The sequence below is a fragment of the Paraburkholderia sp. MM5477-R1 genome (assembly GCF_050436385.1).
Lineage (GTDB): Bacteria > Pseudomonadota > Gammaproteobacteria > Burkholderiales > Burkholderiaceae > Paraburkholderia > Paraburkholderia tuberum.
Genome location: NZ_JBNDMC010000003.1, coordinates 1,211,408 through 1,230,019, shown reverse-complemented (window position 1 = coordinate 1,230,019; position 18,612 = coordinate 1,211,408). Strand labels below are relative to the sequence as shown.

19 protein-coding genes and 3 pseudogenes are annotated in these 18,612 nt (G+C 59.2%); 12 read left to right on the top strand and 10 right to left on the bottom strand.

Features of this window, described 5'->3' with window-relative positions; translation table 11 throughout:
- The first annotated feature begins 29 nt into the window (after positions 1–29).
- Both OKW35_RS08965 and OKW35_RS08960 read left to right on the top strand, forming a co-directional pair.
- Positions 30–290: a hypothetical protein gene (locus tag OKW35_RS08965; protein WP_260321171.1), complete on the top strand. Its 261-nt coding sequence runs from the start codon at positions 30–32 to the stop codon at positions 288–290.
- Positions 291–476: 186 nt separating this feature from the next.
- The gene (locus OKW35_RS08960; protein WP_429407860.1) at positions 477–1,805 is read left to right on the top strand and encodes a hybrid sensor histidine kinase/response regulator; all 1,329 of its coding nucleotides are present in this window, start codon (positions 477–479) and stop codon (positions 1,803–1,805) included.
- 209 nt (positions 1,806–2,014) lie between these two features.
- Here the strand turns inward: OKW35_RS08960 and OKW35_RS08955 are convergent, their stop codons facing one another.
- Both OKW35_RS08955 and OKW35_RS08950 read right to left on the bottom strand, forming a co-directional pair.
- Positions 2,015–3,790: an SWIM zinc finger family protein gene (locus OKW35_RS08955; RefSeq protein WP_429551727.1), complete on the bottom strand. Its 1,776-nt coding sequence runs from the start codon at positions 3,788–3,790 to the stop codon at positions 2,015–2,017.
- Between the two features lie 372 nt (positions 3,791–4,162).
- Entirely contained in the window at positions 4,163–4,714 is a 552-nt protein-coding gene (locus OKW35_RS08950; RefSeq protein ID WP_429407858.1) for a hypothetical protein, read from the bottom strand.
- A 421-nt stretch (positions 4,715–5,135) separates the two neighbouring features.
- Here OKW35_RS08950 and OKW35_RS08945 point away from each other — a divergent pair, with 421 nt between their 5' ends.
- Positions 5,136–5,408, top strand: coding sequence for a hypothetical protein (locus OKW35_RS08945; protein ID WP_260321169.1), 273 nt, complete (start codon positions 5,136–5,138; stop codon positions 5,406–5,408).
- 410 nt (positions 5,409–5,818) lie between these two features.
- Here the strand turns inward: OKW35_RS08945 and OKW35_RS08940 are convergent.
- Both OKW35_RS08940 and phaP read right to left on the bottom strand, forming a co-directional pair.
- A pseudogene (locus tag OKW35_RS08940) lies at positions 5,819–5,926 on the bottom strand (cold-shock protein); the annotation flags it as partial.
- Positions 5,927–6,337: 411 nt separating this feature from the next.
- Entirely contained in the window at positions 6,338–6,910 is a 573-nt protein-coding gene (gene phaP, locus OKW35_RS08935) for a TIGR01841 family phasin (RefSeq protein ID WP_184060938.1), read from the bottom strand.
- A gap of 659 nt (positions 6,911–7,569) precedes the next feature.
- Here phaP and OKW35_RS08930 point away from each other — a divergent pair.
- Positions 7,570–7,833, top strand: a complete 264-nt coding sequence (locus OKW35_RS08930; protein ID WP_184060937.1) for an XRE family transcriptional regulator — start codon at positions 7,570–7,572, stop codon at positions 7,831–7,833.
- Positions 7,834–7,856: 23 nt separating this feature from the next.
- On the opposite strand, the gene hfq is transcribed toward OKW35_RS08930, so the two are convergent.
- Positions 7,857–8,150, bottom strand: a complete 294-nt coding sequence (gene hfq / locus OKW35_RS08925; RefSeq protein ID WP_260321168.1) for an RNA chaperone Hfq — start codon at positions 8,148–8,150, stop codon at positions 7,857–7,859.
- A 68-nt stretch (positions 8,151–8,218) separates the two neighbouring features.
- On the opposite strand from hfq, the pseudogene OKW35_RS08920 reads away from it, so the two are divergent.
- From OKW35_RS08920 to OKW35_RS08910, 3 genes and pseudogenes are all read left to right on the top strand, one after another.
- Positions 8,219–8,419 (top strand): annotated as a pseudogene (locus OKW35_RS08920) (cold-shock protein); the annotation flags it as partial.
- Between the two features lie 307 nt (positions 8,420–8,726).
- The gene (locus OKW35_RS08915) at positions 8,727–8,906 is read left to right on the top strand and encodes a DUF2934 domain-containing protein (protein WP_184004408.1); all 180 of its coding nucleotides are present in this window, start codon (positions 8,727–8,729) and stop codon (positions 8,904–8,906) included.
- 547 nt (positions 8,907–9,453) lie between these two features.
- The gene (locus OKW35_RS08910) at positions 9,454–9,843 is read left to right on the top strand and encodes a response regulator (protein WP_184060935.1); all 390 of its coding nucleotides are present in this window, start codon (positions 9,454–9,456) and stop codon (positions 9,841–9,843) included.
- Positions 9,844–9,933: 90 nt separating this feature from the next.
- On the opposite strand, the pseudogene OKW35_RS08905 reads toward OKW35_RS08910, so the two are convergent.
- The 3 genes and pseudogenes from OKW35_RS08905 to OKW35_RS08895 form a co-directional block, all read right to left on the bottom strand.
- Positions 9,934–10,451 (bottom strand): annotated as a pseudogene (locus tag OKW35_RS08905) (OB-fold nucleic acid binding domain-containing protein); the annotation flags it as partial.
- 60 nt (positions 10,452–10,511) lie between these two features.
- Positions 10,512–11,219, bottom strand: coding sequence for a phosphate signaling complex protein PhoU (phoU, locus tag OKW35_RS08900; RefSeq protein ID WP_184060934.1), 708 nt, complete (start codon positions 11,217–11,219; stop codon positions 10,512–10,514).
- Positions 11,220–11,405: 186 nt separating this feature from the next.
- Complete coding sequence (locus tag OKW35_RS08895; protein ID WP_429407854.1) at positions 11,406–11,858, bottom strand: hypothetical protein; 453 nt, start codon at positions 11,856–11,858, stop codon at positions 11,406–11,408.
- Between the two features lie 384 nt (positions 11,859–12,242).
- Between OKW35_RS08895 and OKW35_RS08890 the strand changes: the two genes are divergently transcribed.
- Together OKW35_RS08890 and OKW35_RS08885 are read left to right on the top strand one after the other, a co-directional pair.
- Entirely contained in the window at positions 12,243–12,428 is a 186-nt protein-coding gene (locus tag OKW35_RS08890) for a DUF3562 domain-containing protein (RefSeq protein WP_184060932.1), read from the top strand.
- A gap of 155 nt (positions 12,429–12,583) precedes the next feature.
- Positions 12,584–12,808 carry a hypothetical protein gene (locus tag OKW35_RS08885; RefSeq protein ID WP_184060931.1) on the top strand — a complete coding sequence of 75 codons (225 nt, stop codon included), beginning with the start codon at positions 12,584–12,586 and terminating at the stop codon, positions 12,806–12,808.
- A 22-nt stretch (positions 12,809–12,830) separates the two neighbouring features.
- Here OKW35_RS08885 and OKW35_RS08880 read toward each other — a convergent pair whose 3' ends face one another.
- The gene (locus tag OKW35_RS08880) at positions 12,831–13,403 is read right to left on the bottom strand and encodes a CHAD domain-containing protein (protein WP_429551726.1); all 573 of its coding nucleotides are present in this window, start codon (positions 13,401–13,403) and stop codon (positions 12,831–12,833) included.
- A gap of 424 nt (positions 13,404–13,827) precedes the next feature.
- Between OKW35_RS08880 and OKW35_RS08875 the strand changes: the two genes are divergently transcribed.
- On the top strand, positions 13,828–14,733 hold the full coding sequence (locus OKW35_RS08875; RefSeq protein WP_260321167.1) for a dienelactone hydrolase family protein: 906 nt from the start codon (positions 13,828–13,830) through the stop codon (positions 14,731–14,733).
- A 459-nt stretch (positions 14,734–15,192) separates the two neighbouring features.
- On the opposite strand, the gene OKW35_RS08870 is transcribed toward OKW35_RS08875, so the two are convergent.
- A complete protein-coding gene (locus tag OKW35_RS08870; protein WP_429551725.1) occupies positions 15,193–16,074 on the bottom strand; it encodes an AraC family transcriptional regulator in 882 nt (293 codons plus the stop codon).
- Positions 16,075–16,399: 325 nt separating this feature from the next.
- On the opposite strand from OKW35_RS08870, the gene OKW35_RS08865 reads away from it, so the two are divergent.
- Both OKW35_RS08865 and eutC read left to right on the top strand, forming a co-directional pair.
- Positions 16,400–17,794, top strand: coding sequence for an ethanolamine ammonia-lyase subunit EutB (locus OKW35_RS08865; protein ID WP_090802277.1), 1,395 nt, complete (start codon positions 16,400–16,402; stop codon positions 17,792–17,794).
- Entirely contained in the window at positions 17,791–18,582 is a 792-nt protein-coding gene (gene eutC, locus OKW35_RS08860; protein WP_429551724.1) for an ethanolamine ammonia-lyase subunit EutC, read from the top strand. Before OKW35_RS08865 ends, eutC begins: the two co-directional genes overlap by 4 nt.
- The last annotated feature ends 30 nt before the right edge of the window (positions 18,583–18,612 follow it).

Below are 18,612 nucleotides of genomic sequence, written 5' to 3'. Positions count from 1 at the left end.
GGTAGAAGCGGAGGCGGCAAAGCAGTGCGATGCACCGTCTGGCACAGGCACTGACGTTGTGGGACGGCACCATGCTGCAGACGCTCTCGGATATGGCACTGAGGGTGTGTGATGCGGGCAGCGCGGGCATCGGCCTAGTGGAAACGGACACCGACGGCACGCCCATCTTCCGCTGGGTCGCGGTTTCGGGTGCATGCCTTGCCGCCGTGGGCAGCACCATCCCGATAGCGGAGAGTCCAGGCGGCGTGACGCTTGAACTGGCAACGGGGCAACTCTTTTCCTTTCCCTAGCGCCACTTCGCCTTTCTGAAACACATTGCCCCCGAGATTATCGAAGAACTGGTCGTACCGATTCCGGGCGAACCTGACCCGTGGGGCACCCTGTGGGTGATGTCTCACGACAGGGGACGCGTTTTCGATACCGAGGACCGTAGAATCCTCACCAGTCTCGCGAACTTCACCTGTGCAGCGCTCACGATGACCCGGGCAAAGGCCGACGCCGAAGCGCGCGCGTCAGAGGCGGAGGCATCAAGGAATGCTCTGACTCTCGCCGAAGCACGCAAGGACGACTTCATTGCGTTGCTGAGCCATGAACTGCGCAATCCTCTCGCACCCATTGACAGTGCCCTGACGGCCGCACGAAAGCTCGCTACAGATAATCCCGCCGTGTTGTCTGCGCTCGGCATCGCCGACAGGCAGATGCGCATACTCAAACGACTCGTCGGCGACCTGCTCGACGCGTCCCGGATAAGGCATGGAAAGCTCTCCACTCGCCCTTCATACGGGCTGCTCCAGGATATCGTGGCCGATGCAGTGACGGCGATGAAAGCCGACGTCAAAAACGGTGAGCACCGCATCCATGTGACCATTCCGCCGTTTCCGGTGACCGTTCACGCCGACGCTGCCCGACTCACCCAGGTCATATCGAATCTGCTGACGAATGCAGTGAAATACACCCCTCCCGGCGGCGACATCACTTTGTCAGTCGAGGCACCGGACCTGAGCATCGAGCCGATACACGATTCATCGCCCCGCACTGCGGTCATCACGGTGAGGGACAACGGCGCGGGCATTTCGCCGTCACTGCTGCCACACGTCTTCGAGATGTTTGCCCAGTCGGCGTCAGCACGCGGAAAGGCAGAAGGCGGACTCGGAATCGGACTGGCGGTCGTGAAGCATCTGGTTGCCGCACACAACGGCACGGTTATCGTTGCGAGCGACGGTGAAGGCCAAGGGACGGAAGTCACCGTGCAGCTCCCCATTGTCTGCAAAAGCACGAGTGCCCCCGTCGCGTCCGCGACACGCACCATGGCACCGGCTCGCATCCTTCTCGTGGACGACAACGCAGACGCCACGGCGGCGCTCGGCACATTGCTGGAGCTGGAGGGGCACGAGGTGAAGCGGGCACAGAGCGGACCCGACGCGCTCTCGATAGTGGAATCATTCACGCCCGACGTTGCGCTGATTGATATCACGATGCCAGGGATGGATGGCATCGAGCTCGCACAACTACTTCGCCTTCGCGCCCAATGCTCCCTGACGAAACTGGTCGCATTGACCGGCAGTACCGATACCCCAGGCAGACCTCAGATTGATGAGCGGATATTTGACTGCCATCTCATCAAACCGCTGTCGCTCGATGACCTCGCGGATGTCATGCGCTCATGGCGTCGCGGTCGGCGGAAAGTGTCGATGGGGACGGCATCATTCCCGGGCAGCGCTAATTCCGCCGACTCACTGGTTACGAAAATCTGGCACAGACGTTGGGACGCGACCCGACATCGTAAAGACTGGCACCGCTCGTGACACATCGAGGACGGCATCCGGAACATATAAAGGAGGCTACCCCTCACGGGACATGCCATCGCCCCGAACGGCCAATATGCCGTCGGCGGGAGTATTGTGCAGGGAACAAAACTCATCAAGGATTCCCGCATCGTCGCCAGCTTCGAAACCGGGGGCGAAGCGCATGCCCCAGGACCTGATTGGCCGCGCGCTTGAGTAGACAGCCACGACTAACCCAGTGTCGCCAGCAGCTTCATGAAGTTGCGCTTGGCACGATAGGTCTCGCGGATGGTCTGCAGTTCATCGGCGAACTGCGCATGCTCCTTCAGTTCTGCTCGCAATTTCCCGATAGTCCGCACGATGCCGAACGCCTCCTCATAACGGGCGTTACGCGTTCCACTCTCGGCGGCGATGGGTAGCAGGCGGTGATACAGGACAATGGCGTCGTGCGGATGGGTCTTTGAGCGAATGGATGCCATCGTTGCCCACATAGTTGTCGCCACGGGACCGCCGCAGAACGTCTTCCACGCCGTGTCGTACTCGCGCCCGGTGAGAAAGATTTTGACCAGTTCGGTTCGCGTCGGCATCTGCCAGGAATTGCGCTTCGCTTTGGTCGGCGCCTCTTCAGCACGAACAAGACTCCACAGATGATTGAGCGCGCGCTCGCGTGTCATATCATGCTGGCCAGTCGCGCTGGCGACATCCATCAGGGCGGCGAATGCTTCTGCACCCGGGTGCATCCCGAAACGCTGCCACGCGAGCACATCAGCCTTCTCGAATTCGCCGCGCCGCAGTTGCTCCTGGATGCAGAAGTCGAGCAGACGCTGGTCCACGTTCTTGCCTGACTCCATGAGGCCGCGTTCGGCCCACGCGAGTCCTTCGTCGTAGCGCCCGTGCTTCGCGCAAAGCTCTGCGACCAGCAGGAAGCGGTAGGGACTCGACAGGTCCTTTGACCGGATGCGAACCAGTGCGTCCACATCGCCGTCGAGGTCGGCCAGCGCCTCCATCGCGCGTTCCAGTCGCATGCGTAGCGGGTCGAACGACCGGCGAAACTCATTGCTCGGCGCCAGTGCCGGCAGGCCGTCCCATCCGTTTTCTACAAGCATGCGGTACCGATGAATCCCAAGGTCGCCGAGCGGTTCGGCGTAAGCCGGCAACACATCGTAGAAGGTATCCCACATGCCGTCGGTCTGGAACCGGAACAGTCGCTCCGCGAGCTTCGTTGGGTCCGGTCGCGTCTGTCGACATGCTTCGAGATGTACGGCGGCAAGCTCCATGATGGCCGGCATCACATCACCCCGGGAGTCATCAATCTGCTCGAGACTTGCTTCGGCGCCGGCAATCGCCAGTTCCGCAAGCTCGACCACCTGGGCGGCCTGAGGACTGGCAAGCCGCTGCCGCAGCATGTCCGCGAGCGCCATCAGGCCGTCGCCGTACGCGCCGGCTTCGCGCCAGTCGAGCGGCCGCGAAATGCGCGTCGCCTGTCGTACCGCGGTCTTCATGCCCGGGAGGTCACCGGCGTTTGCCGCACGCGCCGCGAGCAACAGCCTGTCGCGCAGCGCCATGTCGCGCTCGACCGCTTCCAGCAACAGTTCGCGCACGGCTTCCGCATTCAGCGTCGCAACATATTCACGAATCTGCTCCTCGTACGTCTTGCGCTTTTTACGAGGCTTTGCCGGCTTTGACTCATCGGCATGAAACACTTCCGCGCCGGTATTCTCGAGCCACGACAGGGCGACCGCGACCCCGTGCTTGCAGAAGATACCGTCCTCGCCGACCGGACAGTCGCATTCGTAGGTCAGCTCGCCGTCGTCGCCCGCGCCAAGTTCGACGCGGTACCTGTGCGTGCCACGTACGTTCGCGCGAAGGACACCATCGCGCTCTTCGAGGCGTGATACGGCGCCCTCATGAAAATACGCCTTGCCGCGCCCGAACGTTTTCGTGTCCGCGAGCGACTGGATTTCGGCGAGGGTAATGATGTCGTGAAGTGGTGACTGGCTGGACATGGCGTACGTTGGAGATATGCGAGAAAGAAGGATGCACGAGCCAATCGGCTGTGGCACGAATCCGCAAAACCAACGGCCACCCAAAGGCGCCCGTCGCATGCGAAATTCCCTGACTCTGCAGGAGGAATTCCAATTTCGGGAGGGACCAGGCGCGTCCGTTGGTACTACGTCTTTCCTTGAGCGATACGACAGATATAAGCAGTCGAGGGGTACTACCAGCACGGTTTGTCAGCGCCCCAAGCGTAACGCTCCCGTAGAGCGGCGGCGCGCACAATTCGGACCCTGTCGACGTCGACGAACGCAGCGGAATCAGCGGCGACGTGGAGTCAGGTCAAGCGAACCATTCATCTACCCTCACGTCGTCTCCACAACTTACGCGTCGGACTTCCACGGCCATGAGGGGTAGACTCGCCCACTGCTTTCAACGCTCTCCCGTTGGTCCTCGGCTTGTCCGTCATTACGCTCGACATCGCCAGCGCTCGGAGCCTCGTCCGCCTGCAAGCTTTCGGAACTGCCATCGGTCGAGTCAGCGCACACGTCCTCGCCAGCTTTCACCGACGGCAAGCCCACACCGAACCACCGAACGTCGCTACGCAACGCAGCGACGTACGCACGCCATCCGTTTGCGTTGTCGGCAAACAGACTCCGTCGAACAGTGGAAGCAAGACGCTTGCGATTCAGCTCAGGCTCAAGCAGTTCCCGTGGCCATGCGAAGAAGGCGTCTGACACTCGCTGAACAAACTGCTCTGCTGTCATCCGCGGCGATACCTGTTCGAGGAGCGGGAAGCCTTCAAGCGGGTCGTGCGCTGCGGCCAGTTCGCGTACGGTCTTGTGGCCGTCACCACATTTCAGGAGACGGTTCACGACCTCCAGTACATCTCCAAGGTGAAGCAACAAGGCACGGCGCTCGAATGCATCATTCATCTGCTCATTTCTCTCTACGTGAGTCGAAGCACAATTCTAGCTTGCCCGTCGCGCAGCGCTGTGAGAGGCACGGTGTTCGCGTTTTCCTTGAGCGGCAAAAACTCGGACTTCTTCGCGGACCTGTCTGACAAGGCGTCCATCCTGTCGATTTATCAGCAACCCGGAACTGCCGATGCATGGCGAGGCGACAGGAGTCGCCCTCAGGCAACGCGGGCGCCGCGGATGTCGATGGTCAGGGTTCGGGCCGGCCTGTGCCGTCGGCCGTCCAGCTCCTGGCAATTCTCTGAGGCCCACTCACCTCGAAATATCCGGTTTCAGAAATCACAAATCCCTGGTCAACATTGCGGGCGTCTGCGGCGTTAAGGAGATGAACGGTGAAAACCGTCCCGTTACCTGAACGGAAAACCTGCTGGAGCGGAACATGAAAAACACGAACGGGCAGTCCCTGCGTTGTCAGGTCGAAAAGTGGCTCGCACCGGCTCCCACGATGCACGTTCATGTAACCAGATTCAGTCGCACCGCAGGGAATGGGAGACGCTACGTGTGCGTCGAAACGTCGTCACCAGCCGGAGCGCGCGCGTTGTTTTTCTTCAGGCACGATGACGGCAGGTGGAGCGTGTTCCCGCCCACTGCCAATAGGCGGAAGTCAACTGCAGAGCACCCTCTCGTACAGGGGGCCGCCGCCACCTTTTGATGACGGTCACGAGTTCGCCGCGCTCAATCGCGGCGCTCGGGATTCAATCTGGTTTCGGGCCGGTGCACGGCTATCGAGCCGCATTTTCGTAAGATGAGCGAAGTCCACGGACACGTGGGGCGCCACTGCACGGCGCCTCGGCCGTCCCGGCACAAATCGAGCAAGCGTGAGCTATGCAGGTGCAGACCGCCCGAGCGACGGGAACTGAACGAGTTCTGAGTTTTGCTGCTAAGCATCTCGACGCGGCCGCGCCGGGAACGAGCGAAATGTCGAGCGCTCAGAATCGGCGTTTTACCCGGATTGACCCATGTACCACAGCAGACTACAACTTCACTGTCGGAGTCTCGGATAACGTAACTGCGATTGAGCTAAGGCCATTCTTTTGCGTGTCAGCGAGTTGCGCTGAGGTGTTAGCTTGGATAGATTTTCGCTGCCTGCTTACCCTTCGGGCCTTGCTTCCGGCCAAAGCTTACCTTCTGGTTTTCCTGCAGCGATTTGAAGCCCTTTGCCTGAACCTCGGGAAGTGCGCAACAGATCCTCCCACGGTTTTGGATTGGATGGCTTTGACGAAACAATACCCGTTGCGCAATGTTCTCTGAGTGGAAGTCCAATAGGCGCACAGCTCACTCGAACGTCTGAGGCCCCTTTAGCGTTAAGGGGAGATTTCATCGCCCAGTATTCCCAAGTAGTGACTTGCCGCCTCTGTACGAGGCTGTTTTTTTACGTGGGACGTCCGTTCCCGACAAAATTTGAAAAGCACCCGTCTCGGCGCGAGCCTGGTAACAGACGTGGGCGGACATGACGTGCGCCCGAACGGCCGACCAGCGCCCACGAGAGCTGGGCTTGTCCGGTAGCGGCCAGGTCGCAGTGTGCGGCCAGGCGCGTTAGGTCGCCGCGCCGTGCGACCACGGGTTCAACGTTCCTTCAAATTATTGCTTCGCCGCTTTTGCTGCTTTCTCGACTGCCTGGTCAGCCGCTTCGGTCACCTCCGATGCGGCTTTTGTTGCGGCGTCCAGGTTACTTTGCGCGACTTCGACTGCCTGCTTCGTGGCCTTTTGCACGCTTTCCTGAGTGGTGTTGGCCAGCGTGATAGCTTGTTTCAGAAATGCGATTGCGGCTTCGGAGCCGACCGGGGCGTTTTGCGCGAGATTCTCGACGAACGATTGAACCTGGCGGCTGACCTCCTGGTACCGCGCATTGACGACCTCTGCCAGTTGCGTTTGCGTGGTCGACGCAATCTCCGCAACCTGACGTTCGTACGTCAGGACCTTCTCCGCCGAGTGCAGCGCCAGCGCATCTTGCAGACCGGTAACTTCCTGTCGGTCCTTCTTCGCCAGCCCGTCTTGCTCGCGTTGGTGCCAATCGGCAAGCGTCGTTTTCGCCGTATCCAGATTCAGTCTGACGAGCTTTTCCTCGCCCTCCAGCATTCTGCTGGCCAGGCCGAAAAAGAAGTCAAGATTAGCTTGCTGCGCTGTAGCAGCCTGTCCCTGAAAATCAGCCATGTTCGCCTCCGGAAGATGTATGCCCAACGCCCAGCATGTTCGGCAACGGTGACCAACTGATGAAGCGCGTCGTATGGAAGCTCCCGAGCAGCTGTATTTTCGACACCGGCTCCGCAGGCGTATTGGTCTTGGCCACGAGCCCGTACAACGTCCTCAGCACTGGGCTGCGTAAGGGTGCTCTGCGGACGTCGACAGATGCAGGAACTGCAGACGACGAAAATACAATTACAGGACGGCAGCGGTCGGGGCGCCAATTGAATCTGCCTATCTGGGGCACACTTGAAAAAGGGTGTTTTTTCTCTCGCCGCCACCTGCTGGATGCGTCTGCGTCCTTATTGCGATGGCGCTTTCGCCGGAGACCATCATCGCGATGTGTGACGAGGTCGTGGAACAACGCCGCTCTTTTCCACGCAAGCAGATATTCGCCACTGGAACTTCCCGGACCCGCTGGTGACCAAAGCCGGTGACGCACGAACAGGTGCCGACCTCCGGGTAGGCGCGCCGCAACGGGCGTTCAGGTGCAGTGAAGTTCACGCGAACGACATGCCAGCCCGAGTGATGGCGTTCGACCGCAAGCATCAACATCGAAGTCGTGTCACACCTTCGTAGCCTGAAGCACGTAGGTTTGGTCACGATGAGTTACAGGAGCATTGCACGTCATGAATCGTCGTCCGAATCTTGATGTACATCTGCAAGGCACTCTCAAACACAACGGCTCCAGGCGGGCCTTCGCTGCACGACTGGACATGACCATCAAGCGCGCCAAGGTGACCTCCGGTCGGGTGGCCAGGTCACTCGGCGTACCGGAACACGAGGTGACCCTTTGGCGCGCCGGAGTTACCGTTCCGAAGAGCACGGATTGTGCGCGCCTTTCTGAACTTCTCGACGTGGACGTCGTCTGGCTATGCGCAGGTCAAGCGTAAGCGACAGCATGTCATGGCAGTTCTCATCGGACACGGCCTCGCACGCGGTTCGGCTTGTCGCCACTCACCGGCACCTCGGTCGGGTCACGTGCCTGGCTCCTGCCATTGACCGGCAACACGGTCGAAGTGGCATGTTTGAAGACAAGTTGCGCACCCGGGCCAGACTCCAGCAGAACTGCAAACTGGTCAAAGGCGGCCAGTTGACCGCTCAGTCTGATGCCGTTCACGAGGAACACGTTTACGGTGGTCTTGTCGTTCACGGGCATCTGCAAAAAATCGTCTTGTACGCCTGGGCGTCCGGTCATGTTCAAGGTCAAGGCGATAGGTCCTTGGATTGTACCGGCGATACCTGAAGCGGCCAGCCTTTTCGATTCTGGACACAATGATGGCAAGCGGTACCGTAAAGTGGTTCAATGATGCGATGGGTTTTGGTTTCATCACGTCGGATGGCAGCGGTGAAGACCTGTTTGCCCTCTTCTCGGGAATCAGCGCAGACGGGTTCAAGTCGCCGCAAGAGAATCAGGAGGTCAGCTTCGACGTGAAGATAGGGCCGAAGGGCAAGCAAGCCGCGAATATCAAGCCAGTCCAGGAGATAGTCTGTCTCTTTGCCGCTTACGGCGCCGGTTCGTCAGGCGTCGTACTTTCAAAGCGGAGTCAGCCAGGAGCGCCTGTCGAAAAAGCAGAATCCGCCACCAAGCGCCGAGATTGGAAGTCAACGCGAAGCGCGGCGCGGCGGCGTCATCACGCATGACTCGGACGCCAATTGCTTCGACCCGTTCGTCGGCGTGGGCCTTTCTGCTCCCGCATCGACGCTTTCGCCTTCCGCTGTGAAACTGGCACGCGGAGCAACTTCACGAGTAGCTGCTCGCGAAAAATCTCTGGAGGATTGAGCAATGGACAACGTTTCGCGGGAAGAGAAGATTCGTGTACGGGCCTACGAGCTCCGGGAAAAAGACGGCAGCCCCGACGGTCGCGCCGACGAGTATTGGGAGCAACCCCGCGCACAGATAGAAGAGGAAGAATCCGATGCCGACGGGAGCGGAGCCGACCTAAAGGGGCGGCTGCCGCTGTGACGAAAACTGGAATGGCGCTGACGAAGAGCCGCCATTGACCGCTTGGTCGAGTTGCAATTATTGAAAGCGGAGCGACAGCGGCGCAATGCTCGCAACGAGCCTCTTCGTTGTCGCTTTGCGCCGACCACTCGACGTTCCGGACGCTATCCAGCGTCGCTGGTGTCCTGCCGCACCGCGCTCCTGACCGCGAGGCTGACCTGGCAGGTTAAACGGCGTGCCTCCGCAGCGACACCCTTGTAAGTCTTCTTCATTCCACTGCTGTCAGAGGCGGGCGCATTCATTCCCTCTTCTTCTGCATTTTCGGCTTCGTCTGTTTCTGCGACATATCGCCCGACTTACCCATGGTGTTTGCGCCGGACGCGCCAGATGGTGACTTTGTAGCGCCGCTTGCTTTCGGCGTTCCCATTCCGGTGCCACCTGGCCTGCACCGGCGCCCCCTCCACCACCTGTTCCCGCACCCTGCGCGTATGCGGCGTCGATGCATGGCCCGTGAACTTTGACCTGCATCAAGCTGCCAAACGACATGTGGCGACTCTTGCAATTGGTCATGACAAGCGTACTGCTGGTAGACGATGATGCGGAGGCTTTGGCCGCGTGGGGCGCGATCTGTGCCACTGACGGATTTGATGTAAGAAGCGCGAGCGACGGCCAGTCAGCATTGGCAATGTTCATCGAATCCCCAGTCGACATAGTGGTCGCCGACTGGCGCATGCCGGTGATGTCGGGCAGCGAACTCTGTCATCGTTTGCGCACGCTGCCTGGACTAGCTGACGTTGCTTTCATACTGGTTTCCGGCGAACCCAGTCCACCGGCCTTCATCAATTACGACGGCTTCCTTCCCAAACCCGTGGACGGACCGGTGTTGCTGGCCACAATGCGACGGCTGCTGGCGGACCACATAACCCATCGCGAGCAACAGCGCCGCAAGACAACGTAGTCGAAAAGCCGCCTCTTGTGCTGACGAGGGAAATCGAAAGATGGCTGTTGAAAGGAAATGCCGATTCCAAAGGCACGTTGGTAAGTCAGCAAAATTTCTGCTCGCAGTAATCAGGCCGCCAAGCAGGTGAGACATATCGACAAGGCGCTGCGCGACCAGATGTCGAACCTCACCTTCGCATTGCCATGTTCCGTACACGGCAAGTAGCGATGCGCCGAGCGCTTCCTTTCTCTGCTTCTCGAGCAGGCTCGGCTACACGATTACATTCACGTTGCCGGTCTCGTCTTCAAGCGTCACAAACATGACCCCCTTCGCAGTGCCCGGCCGTTGCCGTGCGGTAACATGACCGCAGCCTCGTGCGAGCCGCTCGTCGCGATAGGTGCGCAGAGTCGACGCTGGCATCAGCCGGTTTGCGAGCAACTCCGGCCGCAGCAGTTCGAGCGGATGTCGACCAAGCGTAAGACCGACAGACCGAGATAGTCAGCGACGATGCCAGCACTGTGCTCAAGCGACGAGTCCCAAACGCTGATGGCCACATCGACTGGCAGCACCTTGACGCCATGGCGTTGTGCATCCCGTACTAACTGCGAAGGCGAGGAGAAGCGCATCGCTGTCAGTCCGTCTTCGCGACCGATGCGCTCCCTGCTTCGTCCTGCTTTCACGCTCTATCATTGACCGAATGCTTCGCGTTCGAGTTGTTCACGGGAAACGTGGCGCACGTCCTTGCCTTTGACTACGTAGATAATGAATTCCGCTATGTTCGTCGCATGGTCGCCAATGCGTTCGATGGCCTTTGCGATGAAGAGGTAGTCCAGCGCGATGGGGATGATTCGGGGAGCCTCCATCATGTACTTCACCAGCTCATGGACGAACAAACGAAACTGGTCATCGATAGCGTCGTCGTCGCGGACGATTTGTGCTGCGGCAACTGTGTCGAGGCGCGCGAATGCATCAAGCGCACCGCGGAGGATAGTCATGGCCATCTCACCGGATAACGCGATTTCCGCGACATTGATGGTCGGTGCATTGTGGTCTTCTGCAATTCGTCGAGTCCGCTTAGCGACCTTCCGCGCTTCATCCCCAGCACGCTCGAGGTTCGTGACGATCTTCGAAATGGCCATCAGCAGACGCAGGTCGCGTGCAGCCGGCTGGTACCGCGCGATGATGTTGATGCACTCTTCATCGGCCTCTGCTTCGATGGCATTGACTCGACGCTCGTCGGCGATGATTCTGTCGACCAGGTCCAAATCGAGGTGGTTAAGCGCCTGCATCGCATTCATGACTTGCGATTCAACGAAACCGCCCATCTCGAAAACTTTGGACAATACGTGGTTGATGTCAGCGTCGAATCGACTGGAAAGGTGGTTATCGGGCATAGGAATCCGTGCCAGCCAACCCAGCTGTTTTTGTAATCGCCGCGCGGTTTCGTGACCGCTCCATCACGTCATGGCGCGCGTCGTATGGAACAGTGGCCGATGTTCCAGGAACCGTGCAGAAGCATTCAGCGAAGCACAGCGGCGAACCCCGGCCCGCACGGGCAATCCGCTCGGACCGTGGTACAGCTACGATTTTGCTGGTCGACCAGTCTTGACGGTTTCGACCGCAGAAACAGCTGCCAGCAGACCCTCGGCGGTGGGGGCCGAGTCCAGCAAGAGCAGACCAGCGCGAAGAAGCTCGCTTTTTTTCACCGAGACGCCTGCGTCGAGACACTTCTTTTTCAGCGCCGCGATTTTCTCGTAGTCGGACCTCGGCATCGTGAAGCTGTCGCGAACCACCTTCTCTTTCTTCGCGCGTTTCGCTTTCACCTCGGCTGCCGGACTGACTTGCGCTGCCTCAACGGGTTTCGCGCGCTTCTGTTTGCCGGCCTTCGTCGGAGCCGGCTGGGCATCCGGTGCTGCGGCTGCGGCCACGCTCTTCTCATCCGCTGGCTTCTCATCGGCTTTCGCATGGCCGTTGACATTCTTCGGGAAGTGAAAGGCCTTCTTCGTCGGCTTCCTCACGCTGGGTTCACTCATGACCATCTCCAGACTGATAAACGGTATAAACAGTATATACCGTTAATTTGCGATTGCCAGACCGCATTCGAGATGCCGCCCTCATGCCAGGACCATCAAGTTGTCCACACAATCTGTTTGCAAGGCTATGGACAATTCCCGGGCAAGCGGGACAAGTAGCTGAAAAGATTGATTTTGTGCAGTGCGCGCCGAACATGTGCCTTTCGCAGCTCATCTGTGTCGGGCACCAGGCAGTGGAGTAAGCGCACCAGTGGTCAACAGAACACAAAAGCGTCCCTAAAGACAAAACGAAGCGATAGGTCTATTCAATTTGCATGCGGTTGGGCAGCGTCGTCTAATCGACCTCCCGAAGTTGCCGTTCCTACTCAACGCTAGGAGAGCGCCATGGCCCAGCCCAACGCTGAGGATGTCATCAAGGCTATTGCCTCCGACACCAATACCCCCACCGAGACCGTGTCGAAGCTGTATGAGGACACGCGGGCCGAATACAGCGACGGCGCGCGGGTGATGGATTACATGACAGTTCTCGTGGCCAAGCGTGTTCGCGAGAATTTGCGACATCGGCACTAGGGCCGAATTGACATCAATAACCATCACGACGCCGTGCAACGCCGCATTCTGCCGCATTGAAGAAGTGCACCGAAAGGCTCCTGCTCCTGTGTCGTTGACGTACCTCATGTGATTGGGTAAGTTCGACTGGTCATAGTTACTACAGGGCGGTGTTGATGGTCGAAGATTACGAAACAACCAGGGAAATCGAAGTCGAGTTGGATGGCACCCGCTATCGGGGCCGCTACCGCGTCATGAGCGGCACGGTTATCGTCTACTTCGAGGACGAAATCAAGTTCGCCAGCCATGACATGAACGGGCCTGACGTAGTTGCTAGATGGCTGCTGACCGACCTGTCGCGACGGGTCGAGTCGAGGAAGCGGAAAGCGTCTGGTAGCTAGAATGATTCAGGAATGGCTGTACTCACGGCCCCACCTGACAGCCTGTACGCAGCATTTCGAGCGCGACCCGTCCGTGGAGTTGCTGCTGCTCCCCCAGATATTTGACTGCCTTCTTCAACGCATGCGGTTCGCCGAGCTGAAAAGCATATTCGCGGAGTAAGGTTTCGCTGGTCACCAGGTCGTTCAAATGGCCAAGGTGCTCCTGGACCTGTGCGAGTTGTTCAATCGCCGCCAGGTAGTGGTCGTCAAGTACCGGCGCGAAGAATTCGAGTGAATATCGCAGCCTCTTCCCCGCGATACGTACATCGTGAAGCGCTGCGTAGTCAGCGTCCCGATTCGAGACCACGCGCCTAACGCGCTTTTTCAACATCCTGCTGGCTTGCTCCGCGCGCCGCGCCGCAAATTCATCCAGTGGCGTCAGGACAGTTTGTGCACAAATCTGATTTTCGGCGGCGGCCATCGCGTGTTGAACTATCCGTTCAACACCAGCATTTGCGATTGTCCTGTTGCTGAACGATAGTGCATCACTTCGATACCGGTCGACCCGTTCAATAAGAGTTTTAAACTTTTCATTAATAGTCAGGCTGATGAACAATACGTCGACGTGCTGATACTGCTTGAGCTTTTCTTCCTGCTCGCGGAGTCGACATTCAGGCCAAACATCTCCCGGTCAGGAATCAACCTGGGGGCGGCGAAGTGAAATCGGCGCTACGCTCGCGCGCCGACCGCGCTCGGCGACTCCGGACGGCTAAAAGCGACTCGAATCCTCGACTTTCTGGACATGCGCGACCCGGCGAATCGATAAAGTGCCTGCCGTCTGCCGTCACCGTCTGTCGTATCACGACAATTCTGTCATTTGCATTGCATTCCTGCCCGGACCGCCTATAACGCTGCATAAATAACTCTGTCCGTACTCATGGGAGACGGCCATGTTCGCAAGTGTGAGAGGCTTGCCGTTCCTTTTGCTAGTCCTTGTGCTCCTTTGCATTCCGCGCGTCCCCTACGCGCAGGTGGCGCGAATGGAAGTCATTCCATTCGAGTCGATGACGCTCACAGACGAGCAATTTCTGGCCGGAAGCGAAGACGGCAAGCGCGTGACGATAGCCGGTGAATTGCGGCTGCCTCGATCCGGGACCGACAGGCTGCCCGCCGTCATACTGCTGCACCCGTCTGGGGGTATCGGCGGCCAGATAGCGGACTGGGAGCAGTGGTTCCTGTCGTTGGGCGTTGCCACTTTCGTTGTCGACAGTTTCACGAGCCGAGGCATAGAAAACACAATCAATGACCAGAGTCAGCTTGGCAGACTCGCCCAGACAGAAGACGCGTATCGCGCGCTCAGCCTTATTTCCAAAAACCCTCATGTCGACGCGAGCCGCGTGATGCTAATGGGCTTTTCCCGTGGAGGGCAAGACACGCTCTACGCGAGCATGGTGCGCTTCCAGAAAGCGCATGCCGATGCGTCGACTCCAGGATTTGCAGCCTATGTTCCGCTTTACCCAGACTGCAGTGCCCACTACCTCGATGACGACAACGTATCACAGGCTCCCATTCGCATATTCCATGGAAGCGCAGACAACTATGACCCGGTCGCGCCTTGCAAGGCCTATGTGGAACGGCTGAAAGCCAAGGGGGCGGACGTAGAGCTGACCGAGTTTGCCGGAGTTAATCATATTTTCGATGCGCGCGCCTTCGCACATCCAACCTCCCTGCCGAAAGCGCAAACAGTGCGCAATTGTGCATGGGAAGAACGCAGTGCGGGACATTTGCTTAACGTCAAAAGCAACCTGCCGTTCTCATATGCGGACCCCTGTGTCGAACGGGGCGTGACAATCGGGTACGACGAGAGCGCGACGGAGCAAACGAAGAAGGCAATAGCCAACCTGGTTACCACTACGCTTAAGCCGACACCGACACGTGCCCCGTGATTCCGTTGAGACTGGCGGGAACAGCATTGCTTTGGGCTGTTACGTAAAACGCGCGGAGATTTGCTTTCTGCGAGATCTTCTTCAAAAAATGGCCTTCCACTCGAGGCCACTTATCCACATCCCCCTTTGGAAAACTTTTGTAAAAACAGCCGAACACATTGTGGGCGAAACCTTGATAAATGCGCCGCGGTAACCGGTCGGCTAAAAATTCTCCCTGGCTCCGTTAACCTGTCCGCCCGCGCTCCCAAGGGTTATCGATTCTGCAGCGCATTGATCCGTAAACGAACTTCCACGTTATCCACAGCCGAACGCCCCACTTGTTAACTATTACTACGTATACATATATAAAGACTATAAAAACCGGAGAAGCACGCCGAAACACGCGCAACGTATACGCACATAACGACAGCAACATCGCAGGACGCAGAACCAGCGAGCACCAACCCAGCCACCCACACCTCACCCCAACGGCAAACAAATCTCCGTAACCAACTCCGCAGGCGCAGTCTCCTTGGGACTGTTCAAATACTCCTCAAACACCGGCGCATCCGCTGCCTCCCTCCCAGACTGCACGAGCCAGGTCCCGTACAACCACTCATAAGCCGCTCGCATATCGCTATACGGCCCCACATGCCGCAACACCGCATATTCCCCACCGCGTATACGCGTAGCAGAAACCGCCCCACCCATCCCAACAGCCGAAGCCACTTCAGCCATCACAGGCCCCGGCAACAACACACCCGCCTTCGAGCGCAACGCCTTCTCCTCGACCACTCCCGGATCATCGAAGTAAACCCCGATCATCCGCACCTGCGCCTCGAGCAGAGTATGTTTCGCAAGCCACCCCAACAAAGCATCAAAAGCCTTTCCGATCTGCATATAAGGTCCGACATGATCGACCGACAAAATCTCCATCGGCTCCACATAACGAATCACGACCTCACGAATCATCGTCATCTGATCGTCTCCTGAAAGCGCCGGCCGAAACCGGCTATGCGTGCCTTGCCTGCGATACTGCGCCGGCGGCACACCAAACACCGCGCGAAACGTCCGCGAAAAAGACTGCAAACTTCTATACCCCGAACGCTCGGCAATCTGAGCAATCGGCATCGAACTACTCGCAAGAAAACCCGCTGCGCGATGCAACCGTAAACGCCGCACGGTCGTCGCGACCGTCTCGCCATACATCGCCTGATAAATCCGGTGCCAGTGATACGGCGACAGACACGCAATCTCCGCAAGCCGTCCTATATCGAGCGGTTCGTCGAGGTGATCGTAGATATGGTCGAGCACGCGTGCGAGTCGCGTCTCGTATCGAGCCCGATGGTCTGATTCGTTCATGACTGGACCGCAGAAAATTGGCGCGAGAGGATGCGAACAAAGTATCACGTCAGCGAGTGTCGGCCGTTTACCAAATCCTGCGGATTTCAAGCGGTGCGCACAAAAGGGGATTGAGCGCCTGTTGACCGCGCCCCGTGGACGCGAGCAGGAGCGCCAAACACAGCATCGGCAAACAGCCCCAATCTCCGCAACGTGACGCTGCCGCCGTTTGGCGCTATCGTGTAGTGAGCAGCACCAGCACCAGCACCAGCAGCAAGCAACCTGCAGCATGTAACCGCCGTTCCCATTCCTACCCGCGTTCGCGCGAGGCGATGGAGCCGCAAACATGAGCTACACCGAGTCGATCGGCAGTCGCACGTACCGCTTCGCCGACCTGAAGACCCTGCTCGCGAAAGCGAGCCCGCAACGCTCGGGCGACCAGCTCGCAAGCATCGCGGCAGCGAGCGAAGAAGAGCGGGTCGCCGCCAAAATGGCGCTCGCCGAGGTGCCGCTACGCACGTTCCTGAACGAACCGCTGATCCCCTACGAAACCGACGAAGTCACCCGCCTGATCATCGACGATCACTCGCCAGCAGCCTTCGCCGAAATCTCCCATCTGACAGTAGGCGACTTCCGCAATTGGCTACTCAGCACCACAACCGACACCGACGCACTCACCCGCATCACCGAGGGCCTAACACCAGAAATGGTCGCCGCCGTCTCAAAGCTGATGCGCAACCAGGACCTGATCACCGCCGCCCGTAAACGCCCGGTCATCACACGCTTTCGCAACACGGTCGGTTTACCGGGCCGCATGTCCGTACGCCTGCAACCGAACCACCCAACCGACGACGTCAAAGGCATCGCCGCCTCGATGCTCGACGGCCTGATGTACGGCTGCGGCGACGCGCTGATCGGCATCAACCCCGCGAGCGACAACCTCGCCGCGATCACGAAGCTGCTGCAGATGATCGACGACTTCCGCCAGCGCTATCAGGTACCGACGCAGTCGTGCGTACTCACGCACGTGACGAGCACGATCGCCGCGATGGAAAAAGGCGCGCCGGTCGATCTCGTATTCCAGTCGATCGCCGGTACCGAAAAAGCGAACGCGAGCTTTGGCATTTCGCTCGCGCTGCTGCAGGAAGCGTACGAGGCGGGGCTGTCGCTCCAACGCGGCACCGTCGGCAGCAATTTGATGTACTTCGAAACGGGGCAGGGCAGCGCGTTGTCGGCGGATGCGCATTTCGGCGTTGACCAGCAGACCTGCGAGGCGCGCGCCTATGCGGTCGCGCGCAAGTTCAAGCCGTTTCTGGTGAACACGGTAGTCGGTTTCATCGGCCCCGAGTATTTATACGATGGCAAGCAGATCACGCGAGCGGGTCTCGAGGATCACTTCTGCGGCAAGCTGCTCGGCGTGCCGATGGGTTGCGACATCTGCTACACGAACCACGCCGAAGCGGACCAGGACGACATGGACAATCTGCTGACGCTGCTCGGCGTAGCGGGCATCAATTTCATCATGGGCGTACCTGGCGCGGACGACGTCATGCTCAACTATCAGAGCACGTCCTTTCACGACGCGCTGTACGTGCGCGACGTGCTCGGTTTGCGCCGGGCGCCGGAATTCGAGGAATGGCTGGAGTCGATGCAGATCATCGACGCACGCGGCGCGTTGATCGGCGCATCGGCGCGGCAACCGCTGCTCGAAGGTGCGCGCGACTGGATGGGGATTGCATGAGCGAGAACGACGCACTCGACAAGGACCCGTGGAGCGCACTGCGTCGGTTTACGCAAGCGCGCATCGCGTTAGGCCGCGCGGGCAACAGCCTGCCGACGGCACCATTGCTCGCGTTCAATCTCGCGCATGCGCAGGCGCGCGACGCCGTGCACCATCCGCTCGACGTGGACCCGCTGCACGCACAGCTGCGCGCGCAAGGTTTGAACACGCTCGACGTGCATAGCGCCGCGCCGGATCGCGAGCATTATTTGAGGCGCCCCGATCTTGGGCGGCGTCTGTCGGAGGAGAGTCGCGCGACGCTTGCCCGACTGCCATCGCAATCAAGCGATGTACTGTTTGTGATCGGCGATGGTCTATCGGCGTTCGCCGCATCGAAGCAGGCTGTACCGTTGCTGCAAGCTATACATCCAAAGCTCGCGGGTTGGACCATCGGTCCCGTAGTGGTCGCGCGTCAGGCGCGCGTCGCACTCGGCGACGAGATCGGCGAATTGCTCGACGCGAAAATCGTCGTGATGCTGATCGGCGAGCGGCCGGGTTTGAGTTCGCCGGATAGCCTCGGCATCTACGTCACGTACGCGCCGAAAACGGGGTGCAGCGACGCCCAGCGCAACTGCATTTCCAACGTGCGCCCGCAAGGCCTCGACTATCCGCAGGCCGCGCACAAGCTGCATTACCTGCTCACGCAGGCGAGGAAGCTGAGACTGACAGGGGTGGGCTTGAAAGACGACAGCGATGAGCTGCTAGCCAGCGCTCCGATGCATCCTGCCGTGAACGACGGTTCAGCGTAGGAAGCAACGAGCGTAAATCTCGCACGCCCA